22 protein-coding genes are annotated in these 21,885 nt (G+C 67.3%); 14 read left to right on the top strand and 8 right to left on the bottom strand.

The genetic code is table 11. The annotated features are described in order from the left end of the window. Positions 1-70 precede the first annotated feature (70 nt). The 6 genes from VHA82_RS11330 to dnaB all read left to right on the top strand — a co-directional run bounded on the left by VHA82_RS11330 (position 71) and on the right by dnaB (position 5,740). A complete protein-coding gene (locus VHA82_RS11330; protein WP_325543599.1) occupies positions 71-1,471 on the top strand; it encodes a hypothetical protein in 1,401 nt (466 codons plus the stop codon). Between the two features lie 125 nt (positions 1,472-1,596). Next, complete coding sequence (gene rpsF, locus VHA82_RS11325; protein ID WP_325543597.1) at positions 1,597-1,962, top strand: 30S ribosomal protein S6; 366 nt, start codon at positions 1,597-1,599, stop codon at positions 1,960-1,962. Between the two features lie 28 nt (positions 1,963-1,990). Further along, complete coding sequence (gene priB / locus VHA82_RS11320; protein ID WP_325543817.1) at positions 1,991-2,287, top strand: primosomal replication protein N; 297 nt, start codon at positions 1,991-1,993, stop codon at positions 2,285-2,287. Positions 2,288-2,309: 22 nt separating this feature from the next. Beyond that, a complete protein-coding gene (gene rpsR / locus VHA82_RS11315) occupies positions 2,310-2,591 on the top strand; it encodes a 30S ribosomal protein S18 (protein ID WP_325543595.1) in 282 nt (93 codons plus the stop codon). A gap of 11 nt (positions 2,592-2,602) precedes the next feature. Next, a complete protein-coding gene (rplI, locus tag VHA82_RS11310; RefSeq protein WP_325543592.1) occupies positions 2,603-3,055 on the top strand; it encodes a 50S ribosomal protein L9 in 453 nt (150 codons plus the stop codon). Positions 3,056-3,283: 228 nt separating this feature from the next. Beyond that, on the top strand, positions 3,284-5,740 hold the full coding sequence (dnaB, locus tag VHA82_RS11305; protein ID WP_325543590.1) for a replicative DNA helicase: 2,457 nt from the start codon (positions 3,284-3,286) through the stop codon (positions 5,738-5,740). Here the strand turns inward: dnaB and VHA82_RS11300 are convergent. The 5 genes from VHA82_RS11300 to VHA82_RS11280 are packed head-to-tail and all read right to left on the bottom strand — an operon-like array spanning position 5,697 to position 11,027. Further along, complete coding sequence (locus tag VHA82_RS11300; protein ID WP_325543588.1) at positions 5,697-6,470, bottom strand: 4'-phosphopantetheinyl transferase family protein; 774 nt, start codon at positions 6,468-6,470, stop codon at positions 5,697-5,699. The two genes, dnaB and VHA82_RS11300, sit on opposite strands and share 44 nt — an antisense overlap. Beyond that, positions 6,460-7,761: an MFS transporter gene (locus tag VHA82_RS11295; RefSeq protein WP_325543586.1), complete on the bottom strand. Its 1,302-nt coding sequence runs from the start codon at positions 7,759-7,761 to the stop codon at positions 6,460-6,462. The genes VHA82_RS11300 and VHA82_RS11295 overlap by 11 nt, the downstream gene beginning before the upstream one ends. Further along, positions 7,758-8,936: an acyl-CoA dehydrogenase family protein gene (locus tag VHA82_RS11290; RefSeq protein WP_325543584.1), complete on the bottom strand. Its 1,179-nt coding sequence runs from the start codon at positions 8,934-8,936 to the stop codon at positions 7,758-7,760. Before VHA82_RS11290 ends, VHA82_RS11295 begins: the two co-directional genes overlap by 4 nt. Before the next feature lie 27 nt (positions 8,937-8,963). Then, entirely contained in the window at positions 8,964-9,221 is a 258-nt protein-coding gene (locus tag VHA82_RS11285; protein WP_325543582.1) for an acyl carrier protein, read from the bottom strand. A gap of 18 nt (positions 9,222-9,239) precedes the next feature. Next, a complete protein-coding gene (locus tag VHA82_RS11280; protein WP_325543580.1) occupies positions 9,240-11,027 on the bottom strand; it encodes a fatty acyl-AMP ligase in 1,788 nt (595 codons plus the stop codon). A gap of 310 nt (positions 11,028-11,337) precedes the next feature. Here VHA82_RS11280 and VHA82_RS11275 point away from each other — a divergent pair, with 310 nt between their 5' ends. Next, positions 11,338-12,558, top strand: coding sequence for a sensor histidine kinase (locus tag VHA82_RS11275; protein ID WP_325543578.1), 1,221 nt, complete (start codon positions 11,338-11,340; stop codon positions 12,556-12,558). Here the strand turns inward: VHA82_RS11275 and VHA82_RS11270 are convergent. The 3 genes from VHA82_RS11270 to VHA82_RS11260 all read right to left on the bottom strand — a co-directional run bounded on the left by VHA82_RS11270 (position 12,505) and on the right by VHA82_RS11260 (position 15,334). Further along, a complete protein-coding gene (locus tag VHA82_RS11270) occupies positions 12,505-14,187 on the bottom strand; it encodes a PhoH family protein (protein WP_325543576.1) in 1,683 nt (560 codons plus the stop codon). The two genes, VHA82_RS11275 and VHA82_RS11270, sit on opposite strands and share 54 nt — an antisense overlap. Before the next feature lie 193 nt (positions 14,188-14,380). Next, a complete protein-coding gene (locus VHA82_RS11265; RefSeq protein WP_325543574.1) occupies positions 14,381-14,857 on the bottom strand; it encodes a peroxiredoxin in 477 nt (158 codons plus the stop codon). 90 nt (positions 14,858-14,947) lie between these two features. After that, positions 14,948-15,334 (bottom strand): Mth938-like domain-containing protein, encoded by a 387-nt coding sequence (locus VHA82_RS11260; RefSeq protein WP_325543572.1) that lies wholly within the window; start codon positions 15,332-15,334, stop codon positions 14,948-14,950. A gap of 106 nt (positions 15,335-15,440) precedes the next feature. Here VHA82_RS11260 and VHA82_RS11255 point away from each other — a divergent pair, with 106 nt between their 5' ends. From VHA82_RS11255 to moaD, 7 genes are read left to right on the top strand one after another with little or no spacing between them, the layout of a single operon-like run. Beyond that, positions 15,441-16,667, top strand: coding sequence for a pyridoxal phosphate-dependent aminotransferase (locus tag VHA82_RS11255; RefSeq protein WP_325543570.1), 1,227 nt, complete (start codon positions 15,441-15,443; stop codon positions 16,665-16,667). Between the two features lie 7 nt (positions 16,668-16,674). Next, a complete protein-coding gene (locus tag VHA82_RS11250; RefSeq protein ID WP_325543568.1) occupies positions 16,675-17,985 on the top strand; it encodes a homoserine dehydrogenase in 1,311 nt (436 codons plus the stop codon). Between the two features lie 16 nt (positions 17,986-18,001). Continuing rightward, on the top strand, positions 18,002-18,283 hold the full coding sequence (locus VHA82_RS11245) for a hypothetical protein (RefSeq protein WP_325543566.1): 282 nt from the start codon (positions 18,002-18,004) through the stop codon (positions 18,281-18,283). Between the two features lie 9 nt (positions 18,284-18,292). Further along, entirely contained in the window at positions 18,293-19,819 is a 1,527-nt protein-coding gene (thrC, locus tag VHA82_RS11240) for a threonine synthase (RefSeq protein WP_325543564.1), read from the top strand. A 37-nt stretch (positions 19,820-19,856) separates the two neighbouring features. Continuing rightward, positions 19,857-20,390: a molybdopterin-guanine dinucleotide biosynthesis protein B gene (gene mobB / locus VHA82_RS11235; RefSeq protein ID WP_414708644.1), complete on the top strand. Its 534-nt coding sequence runs from the start codon at positions 19,857-19,859 to the stop codon at positions 20,388-20,390. After that, positions 20,387-21,613 carry a gephyrin-like molybdotransferase Glp gene (gene glp, locus VHA82_RS11230; protein ID WP_325543562.1) on the top strand — a complete coding sequence of 409 codons (1,227 nt, stop codon included), beginning with the start codon at positions 20,387-20,389 and terminating at the stop codon, positions 21,611-21,613. The genes mobB and glp overlap by 4 nt, the downstream gene beginning before the upstream one ends. Then, positions 21,610-21,861, top strand: coding sequence for a molybdopterin converting factor subunit 1 (moaD, locus tag VHA82_RS11225; RefSeq protein WP_325543561.1), 252 nt, complete (start codon positions 21,610-21,612; stop codon positions 21,859-21,861). Before glp ends, moaD begins: the two co-directional genes overlap by 4 nt. Positions 21,862-21,885 lie beyond the last annotated feature (24 nt).

The following is a 21,885-nucleotide window of genomic DNA, read 5'->3' as shown; positions in this document are numbered from 1 at the left end:
CGCGGATGGGGAATCCTCTCGCGCCGGGTGTCACTCACTGGCATCGTAGCTTTTCCCTTGGAGTCTGTCCGTGTCCGCCATCGATTCATCGAACCGTCCGGATGCCTCCTCAAACCAGGCGGTATCGCCGCAGGGGGTCGCACAGGCCGACTCGGCAGCGCGGCGCACACCCGATCGCGCCGAGCCGGCGCCCTTGCGTCTGACCGACAAGTTCCTTCAGCGCGTCCGCGACGGGGGCAATACATCCGAGAGCTTCGGCTCGAACGCGCACTTCCGGAACCTGCCCGACAGCCATCAGATCGCGATCTGGCATGGATACGGTGGCCATTTCCCGCGGGAGTTTCGGGTCGACCTGCCCGAGGGCGGGAACACCGCAGACGTTGTGCGCATCACGGAACGGTTCGCCGACGGCCGTTGGGAGCCTGCGACGGCGGACTCGATGTGCCGCCTGGTCAGGTCGGGAGTGGTCGACCCGAGCTCCGTCTCGGGCGAAGCGGCGCAAGCTTTGGAGCGCAGGAAGCGCGACATGCAGTTCGACGCGCTGATGCACGGCGACGCGGCGAACAACCTGAAGCAGGCGTGCCGTGCGCGCCAGCAAGAGATCGACGGCACGATGGCCGGGCAAGACGACAGGCATCGCCACCATCTGGCGCTACTGGCGCTACTGCGCGAATTCGAGCGGGGTATCCGGCGTCAGTCTCCCGGCAAGCAGGGCGCCCTGTGGCAGGCGTTGTACGAAGCAGTGTTCTATCGCACGGAAGACGAATTCACCACGAGCCGGGCGCAGGGCCTGGCTCCATCGGAAACGTGCTGGGCCGCCGCAGAGATCGAAATTTTTGCTTCTCGACCCTGGTACAGGCAGTCCCCGGATGACGAACTCGCGAGGCTCGCGTACACGATCATCGCGAATCGGGCATTGTTCGCGGCGCCTCAGGAGGAGGCCGCGGCGCAAGCGCACGAAGCCGCCGCCGAGGCCGCGCGGGCGCCGCGCCCGGTTCCGGCTCCATTGCAGTTCGCCGGCGACAGTCCTGAGAACGCAGACGCTTCCGTGCCCGCGCAGCAAGCCGCTGTCCCCGTCGACACCAGTCTCACGATGGGTGACGACCCGTACGGTGACGTGGAGAGGGGCCACCGCCTCCACCAGCGTGCCATCAACGCAAGGCAGGAGTCCCGGGCTGCCCAGCTCGAGCTTCACCTGGACATTCTCGAGAGACTGGTGTACAGGATCAAGCGGCATTCCGAAGCGGCCCGGATGCAGTTGTGGCCGGCCTTGAGAAACGCGCTGTGGTACGGGACAGCCGAAGAGGCCGACGCGGCGATCCCGGGCCGCGCGCCGGAAGGCCCGCCCTGGGCTTTGCCGGAGATCGATCCGCAGAAGGTCCCGCACGGTGGGCAAGACGTCGTCGGACGGCTGCGCGATCTGGTGATGGAGGTGCAATGCCTCGCGGTGCAGTCCGAGCTCATGGCCTGAGCGCGGCGCATCACGGAATCGGCTAGAATCCTGGGTTCTTCTTGCCGCACTCCGCCAGACGCCGGGGGCGGCTGATCCGGCCGCATCCGTCTTTTCGGACGTGGCCTCAACCCCAAGGAGCATCGATGCGTCACTATGAAATCGTCCTCTTGATCCACCCGGATCAGAGCGAACAGGTTCCGGCCATGCTGGAACGCTACAAAGGCATGATCACCGCCGGCGGCGGAAAGATCCACCGCGTGGAAGACTGGGGCCGGCGCCAGCTCGCCTACCAGATCAACAAGCTCGGGAAGGCGCACTACCTGTGCATCAACATCGAGGCCGACCAGGCCGTGATGAGCGAGCTCGAGCACGCCTTCCGCTTCAACGACGCGGTGCTTCGCCACCTCACCGTCCTTCGGAAGAAGGCCGACACCGGCCCCTCCTCGATGATGAAGACCGTCGAGCGCGAGGAAGCACGCAAGGCGCAGCAGGCAGAGTTCCAGTCCTGACCCGCGGCGGGAAAGCGTGCCGGGCGATGTGAACCACGTCCACCTGAGCGCCCGTATCGCCGAGGCTCATGCCCTGCGGTACACCCCTGCCGGACTTCCCGCGATGGACCTGCTGCTCGAACACGAGTCCGAGCAGCGCGAGGCGGGGCAGGCGAGGCAGGTGAAGCTGGCGCTGAAGGCCGTGGCCTTCGGGACCGAGGCCGAGACGCTTGCGAGGCAGGCGATCGGCGCGGCCCTCCGGTTCACGGGGTTCCTGGCAACGGCGCGAAGCGGAAAGGCCCCGGTGCTGCACATCCAGTCGTTCCGGCAAGATCAAGATTCATAGATACGCATAGAGAGAGGCTCACATGGCCACCTTCAAGAAGTTCAACAAGGACAAGCGTCCGAAGCGCAACACCCAGTCGCTCCTTTTCAAGCGCAAACGCTTCTGCCGCTTCACCGTCGCCGGTGTCGAGGAGATCGACTACAAGGACGTCGACACGCTGCGCGACTTCATCGGCGAGAACGGCAAGATCATTCCGGCGCGCCTCACGGGCACGCGCGCGATCTACCAGCGCCAGCTGAACACCGCCATCAAGCGCGCGCGCTTCCTGGCGCTGGTGCCGTACACCGACCAGCACAAGATCTGAGGAGCGCCGCAATGCAAGTCATCCTGCTCGAGAAGGTGGTAAACCTCGGCAACCTCGGCGAGATCGTCAAGGTGAAGGACGGGTTCGCCCGCAACTTCCTGATCCCGAAGAAGAAGGCGCGCCGCGCCACGGCGCAGGCCAAGGCCGAATTCGAAGCCAAGCGCGCCGACCTGGAAAAGGCCGCGGCGGACAAGCTGAAAGAGGCTCAGGCGCAAGGCGAGAAGCTGGCCGGGACCACGGTCAAGCTCACGCAGAAGGCCGGTGTCGACGGGCGCCTCTTCGGCTCCGTCACCAACTTCGACATCGCCGAAGAGCTCGGCAAGCTGGGCTACAAGGTCGCCAAGGCGCAGGTGCGCATGCCCAACGGTCCGATCAAGACCGTGGGAGACAGCCAGGTGCAAGTGGCGCTGCATACCGACGTGGTGGTCGAGATCAACGTCACGGTGTACGGCGAGACGGCGTAAGCTCGGCCACCCGCGGCGCTCGCGGCCACCCGCGGCACCCGCCGCCACGCTGTCAGTTGAACGAACGCAAAGCCGCCTGCGGGCGGCTTTGCGTTTGGCGCGACCGGCCGCTTTCCGGGCACGATGGGTTCGGCCCCTCATCAACAGGAATCCGGCGCCCACCCACCGCTTGTCCACAGGGTTGTCCGGTGACTGCGCACCGCCTGCCGCGTACGATTGCCTTCTGCCATGTCCGCTGTGCTTTCTCCCCCCGACGACGATTTCCCGAGCGACCGGCAGGTCGCGCAACTGCGTGTGCCGCCGCACTCCATCGAGGCGGAATCGAGCGTGCTCGGCGGCCTGCTGCTGGACAACGGCGCCTGGGACCGCGTGGGGGACCTGCTCACCGACGGCGACTTCTACCGCTACGAGCATCGCCTCATCTACGCCGCGATCGGCGTGCTCGTGAATGCCACGAAGCCTGCCGACGTGATCACCGTCTACGAGCAGCTGCAGGGACTCGGCAAGGCCGACGAGGTGGGCGGGCTCGCGTACCTCAACTCGCTCGCGCAGTACGTGCCGAGCGCGGCCAACATCCGCCGCTATGCGGAGATCGTGCGCGAGCGCTCGATCCTGCGCAAGCTGGTGGGCGCCTCCGACGAGATCGCCACCGCCGCATTCAACACGCAGGGCAGGCCGGTCGACAAGATCCTGGACGAGGCCGAGCAGAAGATCTTCAACATCGGCGAGGAAGGCTCGCGCATGAAGCAGGGCTTCCAGTCGATGGAAGGCCTGGTCGTGCAGTTGCTCGATCGCGTGCAGGAGATGGCGGACAACCCGAACGACATCACCGGCGTGCCGACCGGCTTCTACGACTTCGACCGCATGACGTCGGGCCTGCAGGCGGGCGATCTGATCGTGCTGGCGGCCCGGCCGAGCATGGGGAAGGCGCAGCCTCTCGACGCGCAGGTGCGCACGTCCACCGGCTGGAAGGCGATGGGCGAGCTTGCGGTGGGAGATGCACTCGCCTCGGTCGATGGGCGGCCGTCCGTGGTCACGGGCGTGTTCCCTCAAGGCGCGCGGCAGGTCTACAAGGTGACGTTTTCGGATGGCCGTTGGACCGAATGCTGCGCCGAGCATCTCTGGAAGGTGCATTTCAGGAGCTGGGCTTCACCGCGTGTGCTGCAGACTTCCGCGCTGATCGAGATGCTCGCGCGACAGCGCTATCGCAACCGGCTCTGGATCGAGCCGGCGACGGGGGATTTCGGCCATGAGCGTGCGTTGCCGGTGGACCCGTGGGTGCTCGGCGCTCTTCTGGGCGATCGTGGCTCGACCGATCAGGAAAGCGTCATGTCCTCCACCGTCACGGAGGATGTGCTCTGCCAGATGGAAAGCCAGGTGGCGCAGCAGTCCCTGGAACGGATCCATGCATCCGGGTGCGACTTCCGGATCGTGAGGCAGGACCGCGCACGGGTGAAGGGGTTGCAGGAGGCGCAGCCGGATCCGCCGCAGTCGGCGCTCGAAAGCCTCGGCCTTTCCCGGATGGACAGCGAACGCAAGTTCGTTCCCCGCCTCTACCTCGAGGCGCACCTCGAAGCGAGGCTGGATCTGCTGAGAGGCCTTCTCGATACCGACGGCTGGGTCGACACCCGGGGCTCGATTCGCCTGTCGACAGCCAGCGAGCAGTTGTCGCGCGACATATCCGAACTCGTTCGATCGCTGGGAGGCTGGTGTTCGGTGACCGCGAAGCAGCCGCACCATACGAGCCGGGACGGTCGGCGTGTTCGCGGGAGGCCGGCTTTCGTTTGCCACATCGGCCACCCCGATCCGCGCTCGCTGTTCCTCATGTCCGAAAAGCAGGCGCGGCTTCCGAGCGGGGGGCTGCGCCCGAAGCGCCTCACCTTCGTATCGATCGAGCCGACGCGCGTTGTCGAGTGCCAGTGCATCTCGGTGAGCCACCCCGAGCACCTGTACATCACCGATCACGACATCGTCACGCACAACACGTCGCTCGCCATCAACATCGCCGAACACGTGGCCCTGCACGAGGGGCTGCCTGTCGCGGTGTTCTCGATGGAAATGGGCGCGGCGCAGCTCGCCGTGCGCATCGTCGGCTCGATCGGCCGCATCGACCAGGGCCACCTGCGCACGGGGCGTCTCACGGACGACGAGTGGCCGCGTCTTACCGAAGCGATCGAGAAGCTGCGCAACATCTCGCTGCACATCGACGAATCGCCCGGCCTCACGCCGAGCGAGCTGCGCGCCAACGCGCGCCGGCTCGCGCGCCAGTGCGGCAAGCTCGGGCTGATCGTGGTGGACTACCTGCAGCTCATGAGCGGCACGAGCTCCGCCGACGAGAACCGCGCGACGGAGCTGGGCGAAATCTCGCGGGGCCTCAAGATGCTCGCGAAGGAACTGCAGTGCCCGGTGATCGCGCTGTCGCAGTTGAACCGCGGCGTGGAAACTCGGACCGACAAGCGGCCGATGATGAGCGACCTGCGCGAATCGGGCGCGATCGAACAGGACGCGGACGTCATCATGTTCATCTACCGGGACGACTACTACAACAAGGATTCGAAGGAGCCCGGCGTCGCGGAAGTCATCATCGGCAAGCAGCGCAACGGCCCCACCGGGACCGTGAAGCTCGCGTTCCTCAAGCCGCTCACCAAGTTCGAGAACCTGAGCTTCGGCAACGAGGCTTTCTGACCAGCGGTCGCGGCTTCGCGGCGCCGCATTCGATCGCCAGCGCGGCGGCGTAGTCCTCGCCGTCGAGCGCGACGAGTGTCCAGCCGCTCGCATCCGCCAGGGCAGGGTCCGATCCGATGAGGCGCGCTTCGTTTCCGATGCTAACGGCGAATCGATCGAGACCCCCTGCGAGCCCCACGCCGAGGGCCTTCAGCAGCGCCTCCTTGCGCACCCAGCAGCGATAGAACGCTGCCTGCCTTGCTTCGCGGCCGAGTGCGGCCAGGGCCTCTTGCTCGGCAGGATGCAAGGCATGCGTCACTTCCTCCGCCTGAATCATCCGGGCCCTGGCCGCTGTCGCTTCGACGTCGATCCCGATGCGCGAGTCGCGCGACACGGCGATCATGCAAAGCTCCTGCGAATGCGACACGCTGAAATGCCAATCGGCGCGGTCTCGAAGCCGCGGCTTGCCTTCGCCGGTGTAGTGAAACTCCACCTCGCGCGGGCCGACCGCGAGCTGCGAGCCCAGGATCTCGCGCAAGGCGGCGCGCGCGGCGACGAAGCGCCGCCGGTGAACCGCGAACGCAAAGCGATCGGCGCGCGCCCGTTCTTCGCTTGAAAGGAGAGCGCCCGCGCGAGCGAGTTCGTCCGCATCGGCGTCGAGTGCCACGCGCCATACCGTCGCGCCCGCGGGTGCCGCCGCATCCGGCGGCGTGCCGCCCCCGGTCCACTCGAAGATGCGTTCAATGCGCATCGGGCACGCGGTCGTCCAGCCCGCGCATCGCCGGCAGCGACAGCGCCGCCCCCGCCAGCGCGATCGCGAATACGCCGACCAGCACGAACATCAACCCGACGCCGCGCCCCTTGCCGACGCCCATCCAGCTGCCCGCGGAGTCCGCGAGCCACCCGCCGGGCATCATCCACGGCTCGAAACCGCGCTCCGCCGCGAGCCCTCCCGCGATCGCCGCCAGGGGGAGCGCACCGCTCACGAGAACCTCGCGCAGCGCGAAGAGCCGGCCCTGCAGCATCGGCGGCACCTTGTGCTGCCAGAGGGTCTGGTCGCTGCCCGTGATGAACGGTCCGCAGAACATCACGATGAATGCGCAGGCGCAAAGCAGCGGAACCGAAGTCCAGATGCCGCCCGCGAGGACGGCCGCGCCGAACAGCATGTCGAAGGGGAGGATGCCGAAGATGCGCCGGCGGGGTCCCCCCCAGCCGCTCAGCAGCGCCGCGCCGGCGATCATGCCCACGCCGCCGAAGGTGAAGACGATGCCCAGCACCGACTCGGAATAGATCGCGAGCACGATGGGGGTGAACAGGACGACGACGATGCACGTGAGGAATCTCTGCACGCCCACGTAGCCCAGCAGCAGCGCGAGCGGCCGCCGTTGCCGGAGATAGGCAAGGGCGTCGCCGAACTCCGCGAGCGCCGCGCGATGCGCACCCGGCCGCTGCGGCGCATGCGGCGCATGCGGCGCATGCGGCGCGTGCGGAAACGGTACCGCCAGAAGAATGCTCGTGGCGATCGCGAAGCACACCATGTTCAGCGCGACGATTCCTTCCAGTCCGATCGTGCCCAGGAGAAAGGCCGCCATGAGCGGCGCGGTGAGCGACGGGACGGCATAGGCGAGCTGCACGAGACCGCTCGCGCGGCCGAGGTCGCGCTTGGGCAGCAGCGTTGTCACCGCGGCGAGGAAGGCGGGGCGCTGGAACGCCTGGCACACCGCCGCGGCCGCATTGAGGAGCAAGGTCTGCCAGACTTCGAGCCGTCCGAACCAGAGCAGCAGGCCGATGGCCGCCGTGCAGAGTGCGGCGCCGGTGTCGGCCGCGACCATCACCCTTCGCCGCTGCAGGCGGTCCACCCATACGCCCGCCCAGGGCGCGATCACGAGCGCGGGCACGGCGACGCAGGCGACGAGCAGCGAATAGGCGAGCACCGATCCGGTTTGCCGAAAGACCCACACGCCCACCGCGAAAGCGGTGAGCACCGAGCCGGACAGCGACAGGAGCTGACTGAGCCAGACCCACGCGAAGGCGCGCTTCACGGCCGCTCTCGCCTCGCGATGCCCATCAGCGCGGCGAGGATCGCGAGCATCACTTCGTCCGCGCCGCCCGCGATGGAAGCGAGCCGTCCGTCGCGGTACAGGCGCGAGACCTTGTTGTCCCAGGTGAAGCCCATGCCGCCCCAGAACTGCAGGCAGGTGTCCGGCACGATGCGGCTCAGGCGGCCGGCCTTCAGCTTGGCCATCGACGCGAGCTCCAGCACGTCCCGCCCCTGCACGTAGAGGTCGCAGGCGCGGTACGTGAGCGCGCGCAGCGCCTCGACCTCGGTCTTCAGCTCGGCCAGCTTGAACTGCACCCACTGCTGGTCGGCGAGTGTGGCGCCGAACATTCTGCGCTCGCGCGCCCACTCGATCGTGCGCCCGATGCACGTGTCGAGCGACACGAGGCAACTCGCCGCGGCCCAGAGGCGCTCGTCCTGGAACTGCTGCATCTGATAGACGAAGCCCGCGCCTTCGCGGCCGATGCGATAGCGCTGCGGCACGCGCACGCCGTCGAAGTGGACGAGGCCCGTGTCCGACGAATGCATGCCGATCTTGCGGATGGGGGGAGCGAGTTCGATGCCTTTCGTGAGCCGGCCGCGCGGCCCGTCGCGCATCGGCACGATCACGAGCGACTTGTTCCTGTACGCGGGCCCTTCGCCAGTGTTGGCGAGAACGCACATCCAGTCGGCCTGCAGGCTGTTGGTGATCCACATCTTCTGGCCGGTGATGACGTAGTCGTCGCCATCCTTCACCGCGCGGGTTCCGAGCCCGGCCACGTCGCTGCCCGCGCCCGGCTCGGACACGCCGAGGCAGGCGACCTGGTCGCCCGAGATCGCCGGCGCGAGGAACTGCCGCCTGAGCTCGTCGCTGCCGTGGCGGGCGAGCGCGGGGGTGGCGACGTCCGTCTGCACGCCGATGGACATGATGACGCCGCCGCAGTCGATGCGGCCGAGCGCTTCGGTCATGGCCATCGCGTACGAATGGTCGAGGCCCGCGCCGCCGAACGCCTCGGGCCGGTTCAGCCCGAGCAGGCCGAGCTGCCCGAGGCGCTTGAACACCTCGTGCGCCGGGTAAGCCTCGGCGGCCTCCCATTCGTCGACGTGCGGATTGATCTCCGCATCGATGAAGCGCTCGAGCGTCCTCTGGATCTCGCGATGCTCGTGGGTGTAATGCATGGACGGCGTTTTTTCGGGACTCGCCCGTCACGCGTTCGGTTCGGTCGCGCTCGCGAGGCCGCGCAGGTGCGTGACCATCTCGTCGATCGTCGGAAAATCGAAGACCAGCATCGGGTCGACGTCGAAGCCGACCTTCTCCGAGATCGTGCCGCACAGCCGCACGGCGGCCAGCGAGTCGAGGCCCAGCTCCAGAATCTGCGTGTCCGCCGCGATGCGATCGGTGGGCACGTCGAGCAGGCGCGCGAGTTCGGACCTCAGCCAGGGAATCAGTGGATCGTCGGTCATCGCCCGGTGTTCCTCCGTTCAGGTGCAAGCGCGTGCCGCATGGCCGGCGGCGCCGGTCCGGGGCAGCATGGCCGCCATCGGCGTGAGCCGGCCCGCGAGATAGTCGCTGCGGCACTGAGCGCGCCTCACCTTGCCGCTGGACGTGCGGGGCAGGGCGCCCGGTGCGAGCAGCACCACGTCGTCGACGCGCAGCTGGTAGCTGCGGGCGATCGACGAGCGCACCGCGGCCTCCACCGTGTGCCATTCCGCCGTGCGGCGGCGCCACTCGCGCTTGAGTTCGAAGGCGAGAATGAGCCGCTCCCGGTCGCCTTCGGTGAGCGTGAAGGCCGCTCCGCCGCCGGGCTGCAGGCCCGGGTGGCTGCCCTCGGCTTCGGTCTCCAGATCGTGCGGCGCGAAGTTGCGGCCGCGCAGGATGATGAGGTCCTTCAGCCGGCCGGTCACGAAGAGCTGGCCGTCCTTGCGATAGCCGAGGTCGCCCGTGCGCAGGAACGGGCCCTCGTTCGATGCGGCCAGCCGGGCCTTGAATGTGTGCTCGGTGGCGGCGGGATTCCTCCAATAGCCTTGCGCCACGCTCGCGCCGCTCACCCAGATCTCGCCTTGCGCGCCGTCGGGCAGCGCCACGCGGATTGCGGGGTCGACGATCTCGATGCGGGTGTCGTCGTGCGCATGGCCGCAGCCGACCACCTGCGGGCCGCCCGACAGAGGCGTGTCCACACGAGCGATCGTCCCCGGTGCATTCCCCGTCACGAACAGCGTGGCCTCGGCCATGCCGTAGCACGGATAGAACGCGCCTTCGCGCAAGCCGTACGGAGCGAACTTGCGGGTGAAGCATTCGATCGTCGACGCGCGCACGGGCTCGGCACCGCAAAAGGCGACGCGCCAGCTCGAGAGATCGACGCCTTCGAGGTGTTCGGGCCGCACGGCCTCGGCGGCCAGGTCGTACATGAAGTTCGGACCGCCGCTCGTGGTGATGCGAAGCCGCGAGATGAGCTGCAGCCAGCGTTCGGGCTTCTGCACGAACTGCGCGGGCGTCATCACGTGCACCGGGAAGCCCGCGTACACGGGCTGCAGGATGCCGCCGATGAGCCCCATGTCGTGATACAGGGGCAACGAGACGAGCCCCCGGCTCGCGCGGGTGTGCCCGAAGGCCCGCGCGATCTGGCGCGAGTTGGCCATCATGTTGCCGTGGCTCACCATCACGCCCTTCGGGTCACCGGTGGAGCCGGACGTGTACTGCAGGAACGCGAGCGAGTCGTCGCGCAGGACGGGCGGGCGCCAGTCGGCCGATCGTGCGCGCAGGGCGCCGTCGCGGCTCAGTTGACGGATGTCGAACCAGTGCACGTCGTCGTGCCCGAGGCCGATGGCCGCCTGCATGACTTCCTCGGAGTCGGCGATGCCGGGCCGGGCGCCTGCGTTGGCCGCGATGCCGCGCAGGCGCTGGGCCAGCTGTTCGCGACGAGGCGGCGCCGTCGGCACGGCGATTGCGCCGGCCATCAGACAGGCGAAGAAGGCGACGGCGAACCAGGCATTCGACTTGAAGACCAGCAGCACCCGTTCGCCGGCGAGGCCGTGGGCCTGCAGCAAGGACGCGAAGCCGGCGGCCTCTTCGAAGAGATCACGGTAGGTGAGCCGAAGCTCGCCGGGGGCGGCGTCCGTGCCTTCGCCGAGGAAGGTGAAGGCGATATCGTCGGGCTCGGACGCCGCGCGCTCGACCAGCACGTCGACGAACGTGCGCTCGCCCGCTCCAGCATCTCCTGCAGCTCCTGCGCCCCGGAGGCTGCGAGCCTCGATCTCGAAAGGTGGCATGCGACGGACCCTTTCCCGGTGGACCGAAGGCACTGCTGCCATCGATGCCGTGAAATACTGCCGCCGCTCGCGTCTGGGCGCATCATACGAACGGCTTGACATCGGTGCTAGTACGAATGGCATAGCGTGCTGCACGATGCGCGTCGGGCCGGGCCGGGCCGGGCCGATGACGGCGAGGTTCGCGCAGCGCCATTCGGCGTCGCGACTAGGCAAATCCCCTAAGCCCTCCTCGGCAAATGCCTTAGCCGATAAGCCCACGCGTGGGGGACAGTAGCGGCATCCGTCCTCCTTCGCCGAAAGGGACCCATCCATGTGTTCTTCGTCCGTCGTGCAGCCGCTCGAGGGCAAGCCGGTCGTGCTCGTCGTCGACGACATCCCGGAATGCGTCGAGATGCTCGGCGCGATCCTGGAGGACCACTACACCGTTCGCCTGGCCACATCGGGCCGCGCGGCGCTGCGGCTCGCCTGGGACGGCCCGGTGCCCGACCTCGTGCTGCTCGATGTGATGATGCCCGACATGGATGGGCATGCCGTGCTCGCGGCGCTTCGCGATCATCCCCTCACGCACGACGTGCCGGCGATCTTTCTCACGAGCCTGCACGAGGAAAGCGATGAGCTGCGCGGCTTGAACGAGGGCGCTGCCGACTTCATCGTGAAGTCCGCCGCGCCCGCGGTCGTCGAAGCCCGGGTTCGCACCCAGATCGAGCTGAAGCGCATGCGCGACCGGCTTGCCCAGCGCAACCGCGAACTGGAGCAGGAGATGCGCCAGCGAGTGGCGCTCGAGCACAAGCTTCAAAGAAGCCTCGCGGATCTCGAGGCCTTCAGCTACAGCATCTCGCACGACCTGCGCGCGCCGGTGAGCGCGATCGAGGCGTTCGCGGGGTCGCTGCGCGAGTACGAGGGCGACTCGCTGAGCGCCAAGGGCCGCCACTGGCTGGAGCGGATTCTTGCCGGCTCCCGGCGCATGAACGGCATGATCGACGACATCCTCGCCTGCTCGCGCGCCGAGCGTGGCGCGATGCACCTGGAGCGGGTCGACCTCGGAGCTCTCGCGCACGACGTGACGGAACAGCTGCGGCCGATGTATCCCGAGGCGGTCGTGACGATCGGCGAGCTGCCCATCGTGCGGGCCGATCCCGCCATGATGCACCAGGTGTTCGCCAATCTGGTGGGCAACGCGCTCAAGTTCTCGAGCAAGAGGAGCGGCGCGCGCGTGCGCATCGAGGCGAGCGAGCGCGCGGGCAGTCACGACATCACGGTGAGCGACAACGGCGCGGGGTTCGATGCGGCCTACGCCGCCAAGCTCTTCACGCTCTTTCAGCGCCTGCACAGCGACGCCGAGTTCCCCGGCACGGGAGTCGGCCTCTCGATCGTCAAGCGCGTCGTGGAACGCCACGGCGGCCGCGTGGCGGCGAGCATGCAGGACGGATGGACGACCTTCAGCTTCGAGCTGCCGCGGCAGTCCGCCGCGCCCGGCTCAGAGCACTTCGCTCGCGAAATCCGCGAGCCGCGAGCGCTCGCCGCGTGCTAGCGTGATGTGGCCGCTGTGCGGCCAGCCCTTGAACTTGTCCACCGCGAACGTGAGCCCCGAGGAGCCCTCGGTGAGGTAGGGCGTGTCGATCTGCGCGAGATTGCCCATGCAGATGATCTTCGTGCCGGGGCCCGCGCGCGTCACGAGCGTCTTCATCTGCTTGGGCGTGAGGTTCTGCGCCTCGTCGATGATCACGTACTTGTTCAGGAACGTGCGGCCGCGCATGAAGTTCATGCTCTTGATCTTGATGCGGCTGCGGATCAGCTCGTTCGTCGCGGCGCGGCCCCACTCGCCGGCGCCGCTGTCGGTCTTGCCGAGCACTTCCAGGTTGTCGTCGAGCGCGCCCATCCACGGGCCCATCTTCTCTTCTTCCGTGCCCGGCAAGAACCCGATGTCTTCGCCGACGCTCACGGTGGCGCGCGTCATGATGATTTCGGTGTAGCGGCGGTCGTCCAGCACCTGCGTGAGGCCCGCGGCCAGCGCCATCAGCGTCTTGCCCGTGCCGGCGGTGCCGGTGAGCGTGACGAAGTCGACTTCCGGGTCCATGAGCAGATTCATCGCGAAGTTCTGTTCGCGATTGCGCGTGGTCACACCCCACACCGCGTTCTTCAGGTGCCCGTAGTCCTTCAGCGTCTTCAGCACCGCCGTCTTGCCGCGAATCTCTATCACGCGCGCGTAGAGGCTCGGCTCGCCCGGAGCTTCGAAGTACACGAACTGGTTGATGAGAAGGCTCGGCACCACGGGCCCCGTGATGCGGTAGAAGGTGTGGCTGCCCGATTGCCAGCTCTCGATCGTCTTGCCGTGCTTGGCCCAGAAGTCCGCCGGCAACGCGAGCGCGCCGCAATAGAGCAGCTCGAGGTCGTCGAGCGTCTTGTCGTTCTGGTAGTCGTCGGTCTTCAGGCTCAGCGCGCGCGCCTTCACGCGCATGTTGATGTCCTTGGACACCAGCACCACTTCGCGCGGCGCGTGCTTTTCCTGCAGGGCCTGCACGACGGCGAGGATCTGGTTGTCGGCCTTGCCCTGCGGCAGCCCCGCGGGCAGGCCGACCGCGAGCGGCATCGTCTGGAAGAAGAGACAGCCGCCCGCCTCGCGGTGGCCCGTGCTGTCGAGCTTCAGCCCGTGGGCGATGTCGGCGCCTTGCCCGCCCGCGAGCGCGTCGAGCATGCGGCTTGCCTGGCGCGCGTTGCGGGCCACTTCGCTCATGCCCTTCTTGTGGCCGTCGAGCTCCTCCAGCACGATCATCGGCAGGAATACGTCGTGCTCCTCGAAACGGAAGAGGCTCATCGGATCGTGCATCAGCACGTTCGTGTCGAGCACGAAGAGTTTGGGCGGCCCGCTCGGCTTCGCCTTGCGGGGCTTGGCCGCCGTCTGCGCGCGCTTGCGGCTGGAGGGCTGCGGCTCGTCGAGCCAGATTTCCAGGTTCTCGGTGTAGGCCTGGGGATGCAGCGCATCGCCGCCGCCCGCGCGCGGGTCGAAGTCGTCCGCGACCTGCGGCCGCTCAGCGAGGACAGCGTCCGCCGCCTCCGCGGCCTGCTTTCGCGCCTGTTTGTGCGAGGTGCGGGCCGGAGCGTCGTAGGCTTCCGGCGGGAGCATGGCGGCGCGCTTGGTCGGGGCGGGTGGCAGTGGCATGGAAGGGGGGTTTCCCGGCTGGGTCAGGGTGGAAACAAAAAAGCCGCCGGACGGGCCGGGCGGCTTTGCGAGGGTCGGTCGTGATGACGCTGGGCGTCTCGATCAACGGCATGAACCCATTATCCACATCGAATCCGACGCAACAATGTCAGCGAAATTCCTGTTGCGGCAAAACGTCAGGGCAAGCGATGGATCAGGCCGCCTTCTTGAACAGCTTCACGGCCTTCAGCACTTCGTCCACGTGCCCGGGCACCTTCAGTCCGCGCCATTCCTGCTTCAGCACGCCGTCCGTGCCCACGAGGAACGTGCTGCGCTCGATGCCCTTCACCTTCTTGCCGTACATGATCTTGTTCTTCACCACGCCGAACATGTGGCACATCTTTTCCTCGGTGTCGGCGATGAGTTCGAAGGGCAGTTCGAGCTTGGCCTTGAACTCGTCGTGCGACTTCATGTTGTCGCGCGAGACGCCGAACACCACCGCGCCGGCTTTCACGAAGTCCTTGTACTTGTCGCGAAACTGCATGGCCTCCGTGGTGCAGCCCGGCGTGTTGTCCTTCGGGTAGAAGTACAGCACCACGATCTGGCCGAGATGCGACGTGTTGGTGACCTTCACGCCGCCGGTGGCATTGGCTTCGAATTCGGGGAGGGGTTTGTTGACAACGATCGCCATGGGGGAGGATATGGGTGCAGGCGGGGACCCCGCGCAATCATTGATTTTACCGCGAATCGACCTGCCGCGCCGAGGCCGGTGCGGTTGCCGTCAGAGGAGCAGGGCCACTGCGACCACGCGGCCTTCCTGCGCGAGGATGTTGTACGTGCGGCAGGCTGCGGCCGTATCCATCGACTCGATGCCGATGCGCTTCGCGGCCAGCGGCGCGAGCCACGCCGGCTTGGGAAACCTGAGGGTTGCGCCGCTGCCGAAGATCACGACTTCCACGCCCATCCGCGCGAGAGCCGCGAAGTGATCCGCGGTGAGCGACTCCCAGTCCGCGGCCCAGGTGAGCCGCTCGCCGCGCGAGCCGAGAACGACACTGCCCGTGATCTTTTCACCGGCGGCGCCCGCGGCCGGGCCGCCTTCCACGACAACCCACCCGGGGCCGTAGGCGGCGATGGTCTGGACTTCGGTGCGATCGGGCTGGAGCTTCACTCGGAAAACATGGGTGCCGCGCCCGGTCGGGCATCGGGTCGGGCGGCGCGCTGAACTATGGTCAAATTATAAGTTTGCAGCCTTCTCATTCGCCCACGGAGGGGCTTTGAAGACCGTTCTCAAATCGAGCAAGCTCGCCAACGTCCTGTACGACATCCGCGGCCCCATCATGGATGCCGCGCGCCGGATGGAGGAAGAGGGCCACAAGATCATCCGGCTCAACATCGGCAACCTCGCGCCGTTCGGCTTCGACGCGCCCGAGGAGATCCAGCTCGACATGGCCCACAACCTGGCCAACGCCGCCGGCTATTCGGACAGCAAGGGCATCTTCCCCGCGCGCAAGGCGGTGATGCACTATACGCAGCAGCAGGGCATCCGGGGCGTCCATCTCGACGACATCTACCTCGGCAACGGCGCGAGCGAACTCATCGTGATGTCGACCAACGCGCTGCTGAACGAAGGCGACGAGCTGCTGCTGCCGTCGCCGGACTATCCGCTGTGGACCGCGGCCGCGTCGCTTTCGGGCGGCACGCCCGTGCACTACATGTGCGACGAGGGCAACGGCTGGATGCCCGACATCGAGGACATCCGGCGCAAGATCACCCCGCGCACCAAGGGCATCGTCGTCATCAACCCGAACAACCCAACGGGCGCGCTCTATTCGGACGAACTGCTGAAGCAGATCGTGGAGGTGGCGCGGCAGCACGGCCTCGTGATCCTCGCCGACGAGGTCTACGACAAGGTCCTCTATGAAGGCGCGAAGCACACCGCCATCGGAAGCCTTTCGGAAGACGTGCTCACGCTCACCTTCAATTCGCTGTCGAAGAGCTATCGCTCCTGCGGGTATCGCGCGGGCTGGCTCGTGGTGTCGGGCGACAAGAAGGCCGCGGCCGACTACATCGAGGGCCTCACGATGCTCTCGAACATGCGCCTGTGCGCGAACGTGCCCGGGCAGTACGCGATCCAGACGGCGCTCGGCGGCTATCAGAGCCTGAACGAGCTGATCGGCCCGGGCGGGCGCCTGCGCCGCCAGCGCGATCTCGCCTACGAGCTCATCACGGCGATCCCGGGCGTCACGTGCGTGAAGCCGCAGGCCGCGCTCTACATGTTCCCGAGGCTCGATCCGAAGGTTTACCCGATCGCCGACGATCGCCAGTTCTTCCTCGAGCTCTTGCAGGAAACGCGCGTGATGCTGGTGCAGGGCTCGGGCTTCAACTACCCGGACAACCAGCATTTCCGCATCGTCTTCCTGCCTCATGAGGACGACCTGCGCGAGGCGATCGGCCGCATCGCCCGCTTCCTCGAGAGCTATCGCAAGCAACACAGCAAGTAACCCCTCCATGAAACCCATCCAGGTCGGCCTGCTCGGCATCGGCACCGTCGGTAGCGGCGTCTTCAACGTTCTCACGCGCAACCAGGAGGAAATCCAGCGCCGCGCCGGCCGCGGCATCGAGATCGCGATGGTGGCGGACCTCGACACCGCACGGGCCGAAGCGATCGTGCGCGGCCGCTGCAAGGTCGTGAAGGACGCGCTCGAGGTGATCGCCAACCCCGACATCGACATCGTGATCGAACTGATCGGCGGCTACGGCATCGCGCGCGAGCTGATGATGCAGGCCATCGAGCGGGGCAAGCACGTCGTCACCGCCAACAAGGCGCTCCTTGCCGTGCACGGCACCGAAATCTTCGAGGCCGCGCACCGCAAGGGCGTGATGGTGGCCTTCGAGGCGGCGGTGGCGGGCGGCATCCCGATCATCAAGGCGCTGCGCGAAGGGCTCACGGCCAACCGCATCGAGTGGATCGCGGGGATCATCAACGGCACGACGAACTTCATCCTGTCGGAGATGCGCGACAAGGGCCTCGAGTTCGGCGCGGCCCTGAAGGATGCCCAGAAGCACGGCTACGCGGAGGCCGACCCGACCTTCGACATCGAGGGCGTGGACGCCGCGCACAAGGCGACGATCATGAGCGCGATCGCGTTCGGCATCCCGGTGCAGTTCGACCGCGCGTATGTCGAAGGCATCACCAAGCTCGATTCGCAGGACATCAAGTACGCCGAGCAGCTCGGCTACCGCATCAAGCTCCTGGGCATCACGAAGCGCACCGCCAAGGGGATCGAGCTGCGCGTGCACCCTTCGCTCGTGCCCTCGAAGCGCCTCATCGCGAATGTCGAAGGCGCGATGAACGCGGTGGTGGTGCAAGCCGATGCCGTGGGCACGACGCTCTACTACGGCAAGGGCGCGGGCAGCGAGCCGACCGCGAGCGCGGTGATCGCGGACCTCGTGGACATCACGCGGCTGCACACGGCCGATGCGGCGCATCGCGTGCCGCATCTCGCTTTCCAGCCGGATCAGATGAGCGCGGAGCCGGTGCTCACGATGAGCGAAGTCGTGACGAGCTATTACCTGCGGCTGCGCGTGGCCGACCAGGCGGGCGTGCTCGCGAAGGTGTCGAGCCTGCTTGCGAACGCGGGCATCAGCATCGATGCCATGCTGCAGCGCGAAGCGGGCGAGGGCGAGCGCCAGACCGACATGATCATTCTCACGCACGAGGTGCGCGAAGGCACGATGAACGAGGTGATCGCGCAGATGCAGGGGCTGCCGACGGTGCTCGCGCCGATCGTGAGGATACGGAAGGAAGAGCTGGCCTGAAGCAGGGACTCGAACCATGGGAGCGAGACGCGACGGGCTGCAGCGCAGGTCCACCGGGCTGCGGCAGCGCTCCAAGGAGAGGACGCTCATGACGGACGATTCGGTCTGGATCACGTTCGGCCGCCCGAAGGCGTCGCTTCGCGGCATCGGACGCGCGCAGGACGACATGGGCGTTCACATCGCGGCGACGGTGAGGGCGACGGTTCATGGTCTGCAGCTTGCCACCCGCAACACACGACACTTCGCCGAGACGGGCGTGGCCCGGGTGAATCCCGGGCTGCCTGCCGCAAGGCACTGAAAGCATTCGATGCGCTATCTTTCCACGCGCGGACATCCCGGCCGCCTGCATTTCTGCGAGATCCTGCTCGAAGGGCTCGCGCCCGACGGGGGGTTGTATCTGCCCGAGTCGTATCCGAGAGTCGATGCGGCGACGCTTCGGAAGTGGCGGGCGCTTGCGTATCACGAGCTCGCGTTTGAAATCCTGTCTCTGTACATCGACGATATTCCCGCGGATGACTTGCGCGAGATCTGCGCGAAGACGTACACGAAGGAGATCTTCGGCACGGAGGAGATCGTGCCGTTGAAGACACTGGATTCCCGCGTGCGCGGGAATGACGGGGCGGGCGGCGATGACGAGGCGGGCGGGGATGACGGGGCGGGCGGGGATGACGGGGCGCGGGGGAATGACGAAATCTCCCGTCATTCCCGCGAAAGCGGGAATCCAGCGACTTCCCTCCTAGCCCTCTCCAACGGCCCCACGCTCGCCTTCAAGGACATGGCGATGCAGCTCCTCGGCAACCTGTTCGAATACGAACTCGCTCGCCGCGGCACGCAACTCAACATCCTCGGCGCCACCTCGGGCGACACCGGCAGCGCCGCCGAATACGCCATGCGCGGCAAGAAAGGCGTGCGAGTCTTCATGACCTCGCCGCACGGCCGCATGAGCCCCTTCCAGCAGGCGCAGATGTTCAGCCTGCAGGACGAGAACATCCACAACCTCGCCATCGAAGGCGTCTTCGACGACTGCCAGGACATCGTGAAGGCGGTGTCGAACGACCTCGAATTCAAGCGCGCCTACCGCATCGGCACGGTCAACTCCATCAACTGGGCGCGGCTCGTGGCGCAGGTGGTGTACTACTTCGCCGGGTACTTCCAGTCGGGCGCGAAGGAAGTGAGCTTCGCCGTGCCTTCCGGCAACTTCGGCAACATCTGCGCGGGCCACGTGGCGCGCATGATGGGCCTGCCGATCAGGAAACTCGTGCTCGCCACCAACGAGAACGACGTGCTCGACGAGTTCTTCCGCACCGGCATCTACCGCGTGCGCGGCAGCGCCGACACGTACGAGACGTCGAGCCCGTCGATGGACATCTCCAAGGCGAGCAACTTCGAACGCTTCGTGTTCGACCTCGTGGGCCGCGACGCGGCACGCGTGAGGCACCTCTTCGGCGAGGAACTCGCTCAGAAAGGCCGGTTCGATCTCTCGGCCGAACTGCCGCAGGCACGCGAACGCTACGGCTTCGCAAGCGGCCGCAGCACGCATGCCGACCGCGTCGCGACGATCCGCGACACGCACGAGCGCTTCGGCACGACGATCGACACGCACACCGCCGACGGTCTGAAGGTCGCGCGCGAGTACGCCGAGCCGGGTGTGCCGATGATCGTGCTGGAGACGGCGCTGCCGATCAAGTTCGCGCAGACGATCGTCGAAGCGCTCGGGCACGAACCGGAACGTCCGGCGAAGTTCCAGGGCATCGAGCAGTTGCCCAAACGCGTGACGGTGCTGCCCGCCGACGCGGGGCAGGTGAAGGCTTTCATCGCGGCGCACTGCGCCTGATCGGCGCGGCGACGCAGCGACGCAGGTGGAGGGCCGCATGAAAGTCATCGGGTTCGCGGGTTTCTCGGGCAGCGGGAAGACGACGCTCGTGGAGCGTCTCATTCCGGCGCTCAAGGAGCGCGGCCTTCGCGTGTCGGTCGTGAAACATGCGCATCACAACTTCGACATCGACCGGCCGGGCAAGGACACGTGGCGCCACCGGCAGGCGGGCGCCTTCGAGGTCGTGGTGGCCTCGGAACGCCGGCTTGCGCTCATGCGCGAATTCGAGCAGCCCACGCGTCTCACGGTCCACCAGCTCCTCGCGGAGTTGTACGACGGTGTCGACTGGGTGCTGGTCGAAGGCTACAAGGAAAGCAATCTGCTGAAGATGGAGGTGTGGCGCGCCGAAGCCGGCCATCCGGCGCTCTATCCGAACGACCCCTTCATCACCGCGATCGCGACGGACGATCCGCTGCGCCTGCCCGAGCCCACCGGCCGGCCCGTGCTCGAGCTGAACGATCCGCGGGCGGTCGCCCAGTGGCTCGTGGACAATCACGATCGTTTCCACTACACCCCGGAGCGCTACGCATGAACGCACCTCGAGCGCCGCTGCGCGAGCTGGACCAGGCCCTCGCCGAGCTCCTGGCCCATGCCGAGCCGCTTTCGCAGACGGAAGCGATCTCGACCTTCGAAGGCGATTCGCGCGTGCTCGCGCAAGACCTCGTGTCGGCGCTGCAGGTGCCGCCCCAGGACAACAGCTCGATGGATGGCTACGCGGTCCGCACGGGTGAGATCACCGAAGGCGCGACGCTGCCTGTGAGCCAGCGCATCCCGGCGGGCAGCGCCGCGCAGCCGCTGCGAAGCGGCACGGCGGCGCGCATCTTCACCGGTGCGCCGGTCCCCGAAGGCGCCGATGCGATCGTGATGCAGGAAGACACCGAGAGCGCGGGCGACGATCGCGTGCGCATCCTGCGCGTGCCCGAGCGCGGGCAGTGGATACGCGCGAGCGGCGAGGACGTGACGCGCGGCTCGGTCGTGCTCGCCAAGGGTGAACGTCTCGGGGCGGCGGGCCTGGGGCTCGCCGCGAGCATCGGCATGGACACGTTGACCGTGACGCGGCGTCCGCGCGTGGCGCTCTTTTCCACGGGCGACGAACTCGTGATGCCCGGGGAGGTCGCGCCGGCCGACATGAAGCCCGGCGTCATCTACAACTCCAACCGCTTCTTCCTGAGCGAGCTCTTGCGCCGCCTCGAATGCGAGGTGAGCGACTACGGCATCGTCCCCGACAACCGCGACGCGACCCTGAAGGCGCTCGAGCATGCTTCGCGCGAGCACGATCTCATCCTCACGAGCGGCGGCGTGTCGGTGGGCGAGGAAGACCACATCAAGCCCGCGGTGCAGCAGCTCGGCTCGCTCGATCTGTGGCAGATCGCGATGAAGCCGGGCAAGCCGTTCGCCTACGGCCGCATCGAAGCCGCGCACTTCATGGGGCTGCCCGGCAATCCCGTGTCGAGCTTCGTCACCTTCCTCGTGCTCGTGCGGCCCTTCCTGCTGAAGCTGCAGGGCGCCACGAAACTTGCCCCGGCGCCGATGGAACTCGTCGCGCATTTCGATCTGCCGCGCCCCGACAGACGCCGCGAATTCCTGCGGGTGCGGCGCGATGCGCAAGGCGGCCTCGAACTCTTCGCGAACCAGAGCTCGGGCGTGCTCACGTCGATGGTGTGGGCCGACGGCCTCGTCGACAACCCCGCCGGCCGGGCCATCGCGCGCGGTGACAAGGTGTCATTCATCCCGCTTGCGGAGCTCCTCGGGTGAAGGTGACGGTGCGCTATTTCGCGTCGATCCGCGAGGCGATCGGCCATCCGGTCGAAGCGGTCGACACGGCGGCGCGCACGCTCGCCGCGCTGCGCGACGACCTCATCGCGCGCGACGAAGCGCACGCGAAGGCGCTCGCGCGCGGCAAGGCGGTGCGGGTCGCGCTCGATCAGGTGATGAGCGACGAATCGGCTCCGCTGCGCGAGGGCGCGGAAGTCGCCTTCTTTCCGCCGGTGACCGGCGGCTGAGGGAGGGGTGACGGACAGGTGAGC

This window comes from Ramlibacter sp. (assembly GCF_035548915.1).
Taxonomy (GTDB): Bacteria; Pseudomonadota; Gammaproteobacteria; order Burkholderiales; family Burkholderiaceae_C; genus Ramlibacter.
The sequence above is the reverse complement of the archived record's forward strand: the minus strand, read 5'-3'. Positions and strand labels throughout refer to the sequence as shown.

Coding starts and splice junctions, on each gene's coding strand:
- rpsF (WP_325543597.1), top strand. CDS start 1,597: ATGCGTCACTATGAAATCGTCCTCTTGATCCACCCGGATCAGAGCGAA.
- rpsR (WP_325543595.1), top strand. CDS start 2,310: ATGGCCACCTTCAAGAAGTTCAACAAGGACAAGCGTCCGAAGCGCAAC.
- rplI (WP_325543592.1), top strand. CDS start 2,603: ATGCAAGTCATCCTGCTCGAGAAGGTGGTAAACCTCGGCAACCTCGGC.
- dnaB (WP_325543590.1), top strand. CDS start 3,284: ATGTCCGCTGTGCTTTCTCCCCCCGACGACGATTTCCCGAGCGACCGG.
- VHA82_RS11300 (WP_325543588.1), bottom strand. CDS start 6,470: ATGCGCATTGAACGCATCTTCGAGTGGACCGGGGGCGGCACGCCGCCG.
- VHA82_RS11290 (WP_325543584.1), bottom strand. CDS start 8,936: ATGCATTACACCCACGAGCATCGCGAGATCCAGAGGACGCTCGAGCGC.
- VHA82_RS11285 (WP_325543582.1), bottom strand. CDS start 9,221: ATGACCGACGATCCACTGATTCCCTGGCTGAGGTCCGAACTCGCGCGC.
- VHA82_RS11280 (WP_325543580.1), bottom strand. CDS start 11,027: ATGCCACCTTTCGAGATCGAGGCTCGCAGCCTCCGGGGCGCAGGAGCT.
- VHA82_RS11275 (WP_325543578.1), top strand. CDS start 11,338: ATGTGTTCTTCGTCCGTCGTGCAGCCGCTCGAGGGCAAGCCGGTCGTG.
- VHA82_RS11270 (WP_325543576.1), bottom strand. CDS start 14,187: ATGCCACTGCCACCCGCCCCGACCAAGCGCGCCGCCATGCTCCCGCCG.
- VHA82_RS11265 (WP_325543574.1), bottom strand. CDS start 14,857: ATGGCGATCGTTGTCAACAAACCCCTCCCCGAATTCGAAGCCAATGCC.
- VHA82_RS11250 (WP_325543568.1), top strand. CDS start 16,675: ATGAAACCCATCCAGGTCGGCCTGCTCGGCATCGGCACCGTCGGTAGC.
- VHA82_RS11245 (WP_325543566.1), top strand. CDS start 18,002: ATGGGAGCGAGACGCGACGGGCTGCAGCGCAGGTCCACCGGGCTGCGG.
- thrC (WP_325543564.1), top strand. CDS start 18,293: ATGCGCTATCTTTCCACGCGCGGACATCCCGGCCGCCTGCATTTCTGC.
- mobB (WP_414708644.1), top strand. CDS start 19,857: ATGAAAGTCATCGGGTTCGCGGGTTTCTCGGGCAGCGGGAAGACGACG.
- glp (WP_325543562.1), top strand. CDS start 20,387: ATGAACGCACCTCGAGCGCCGCTGCGCGAGCTGGACCAGGCCCTCGCC.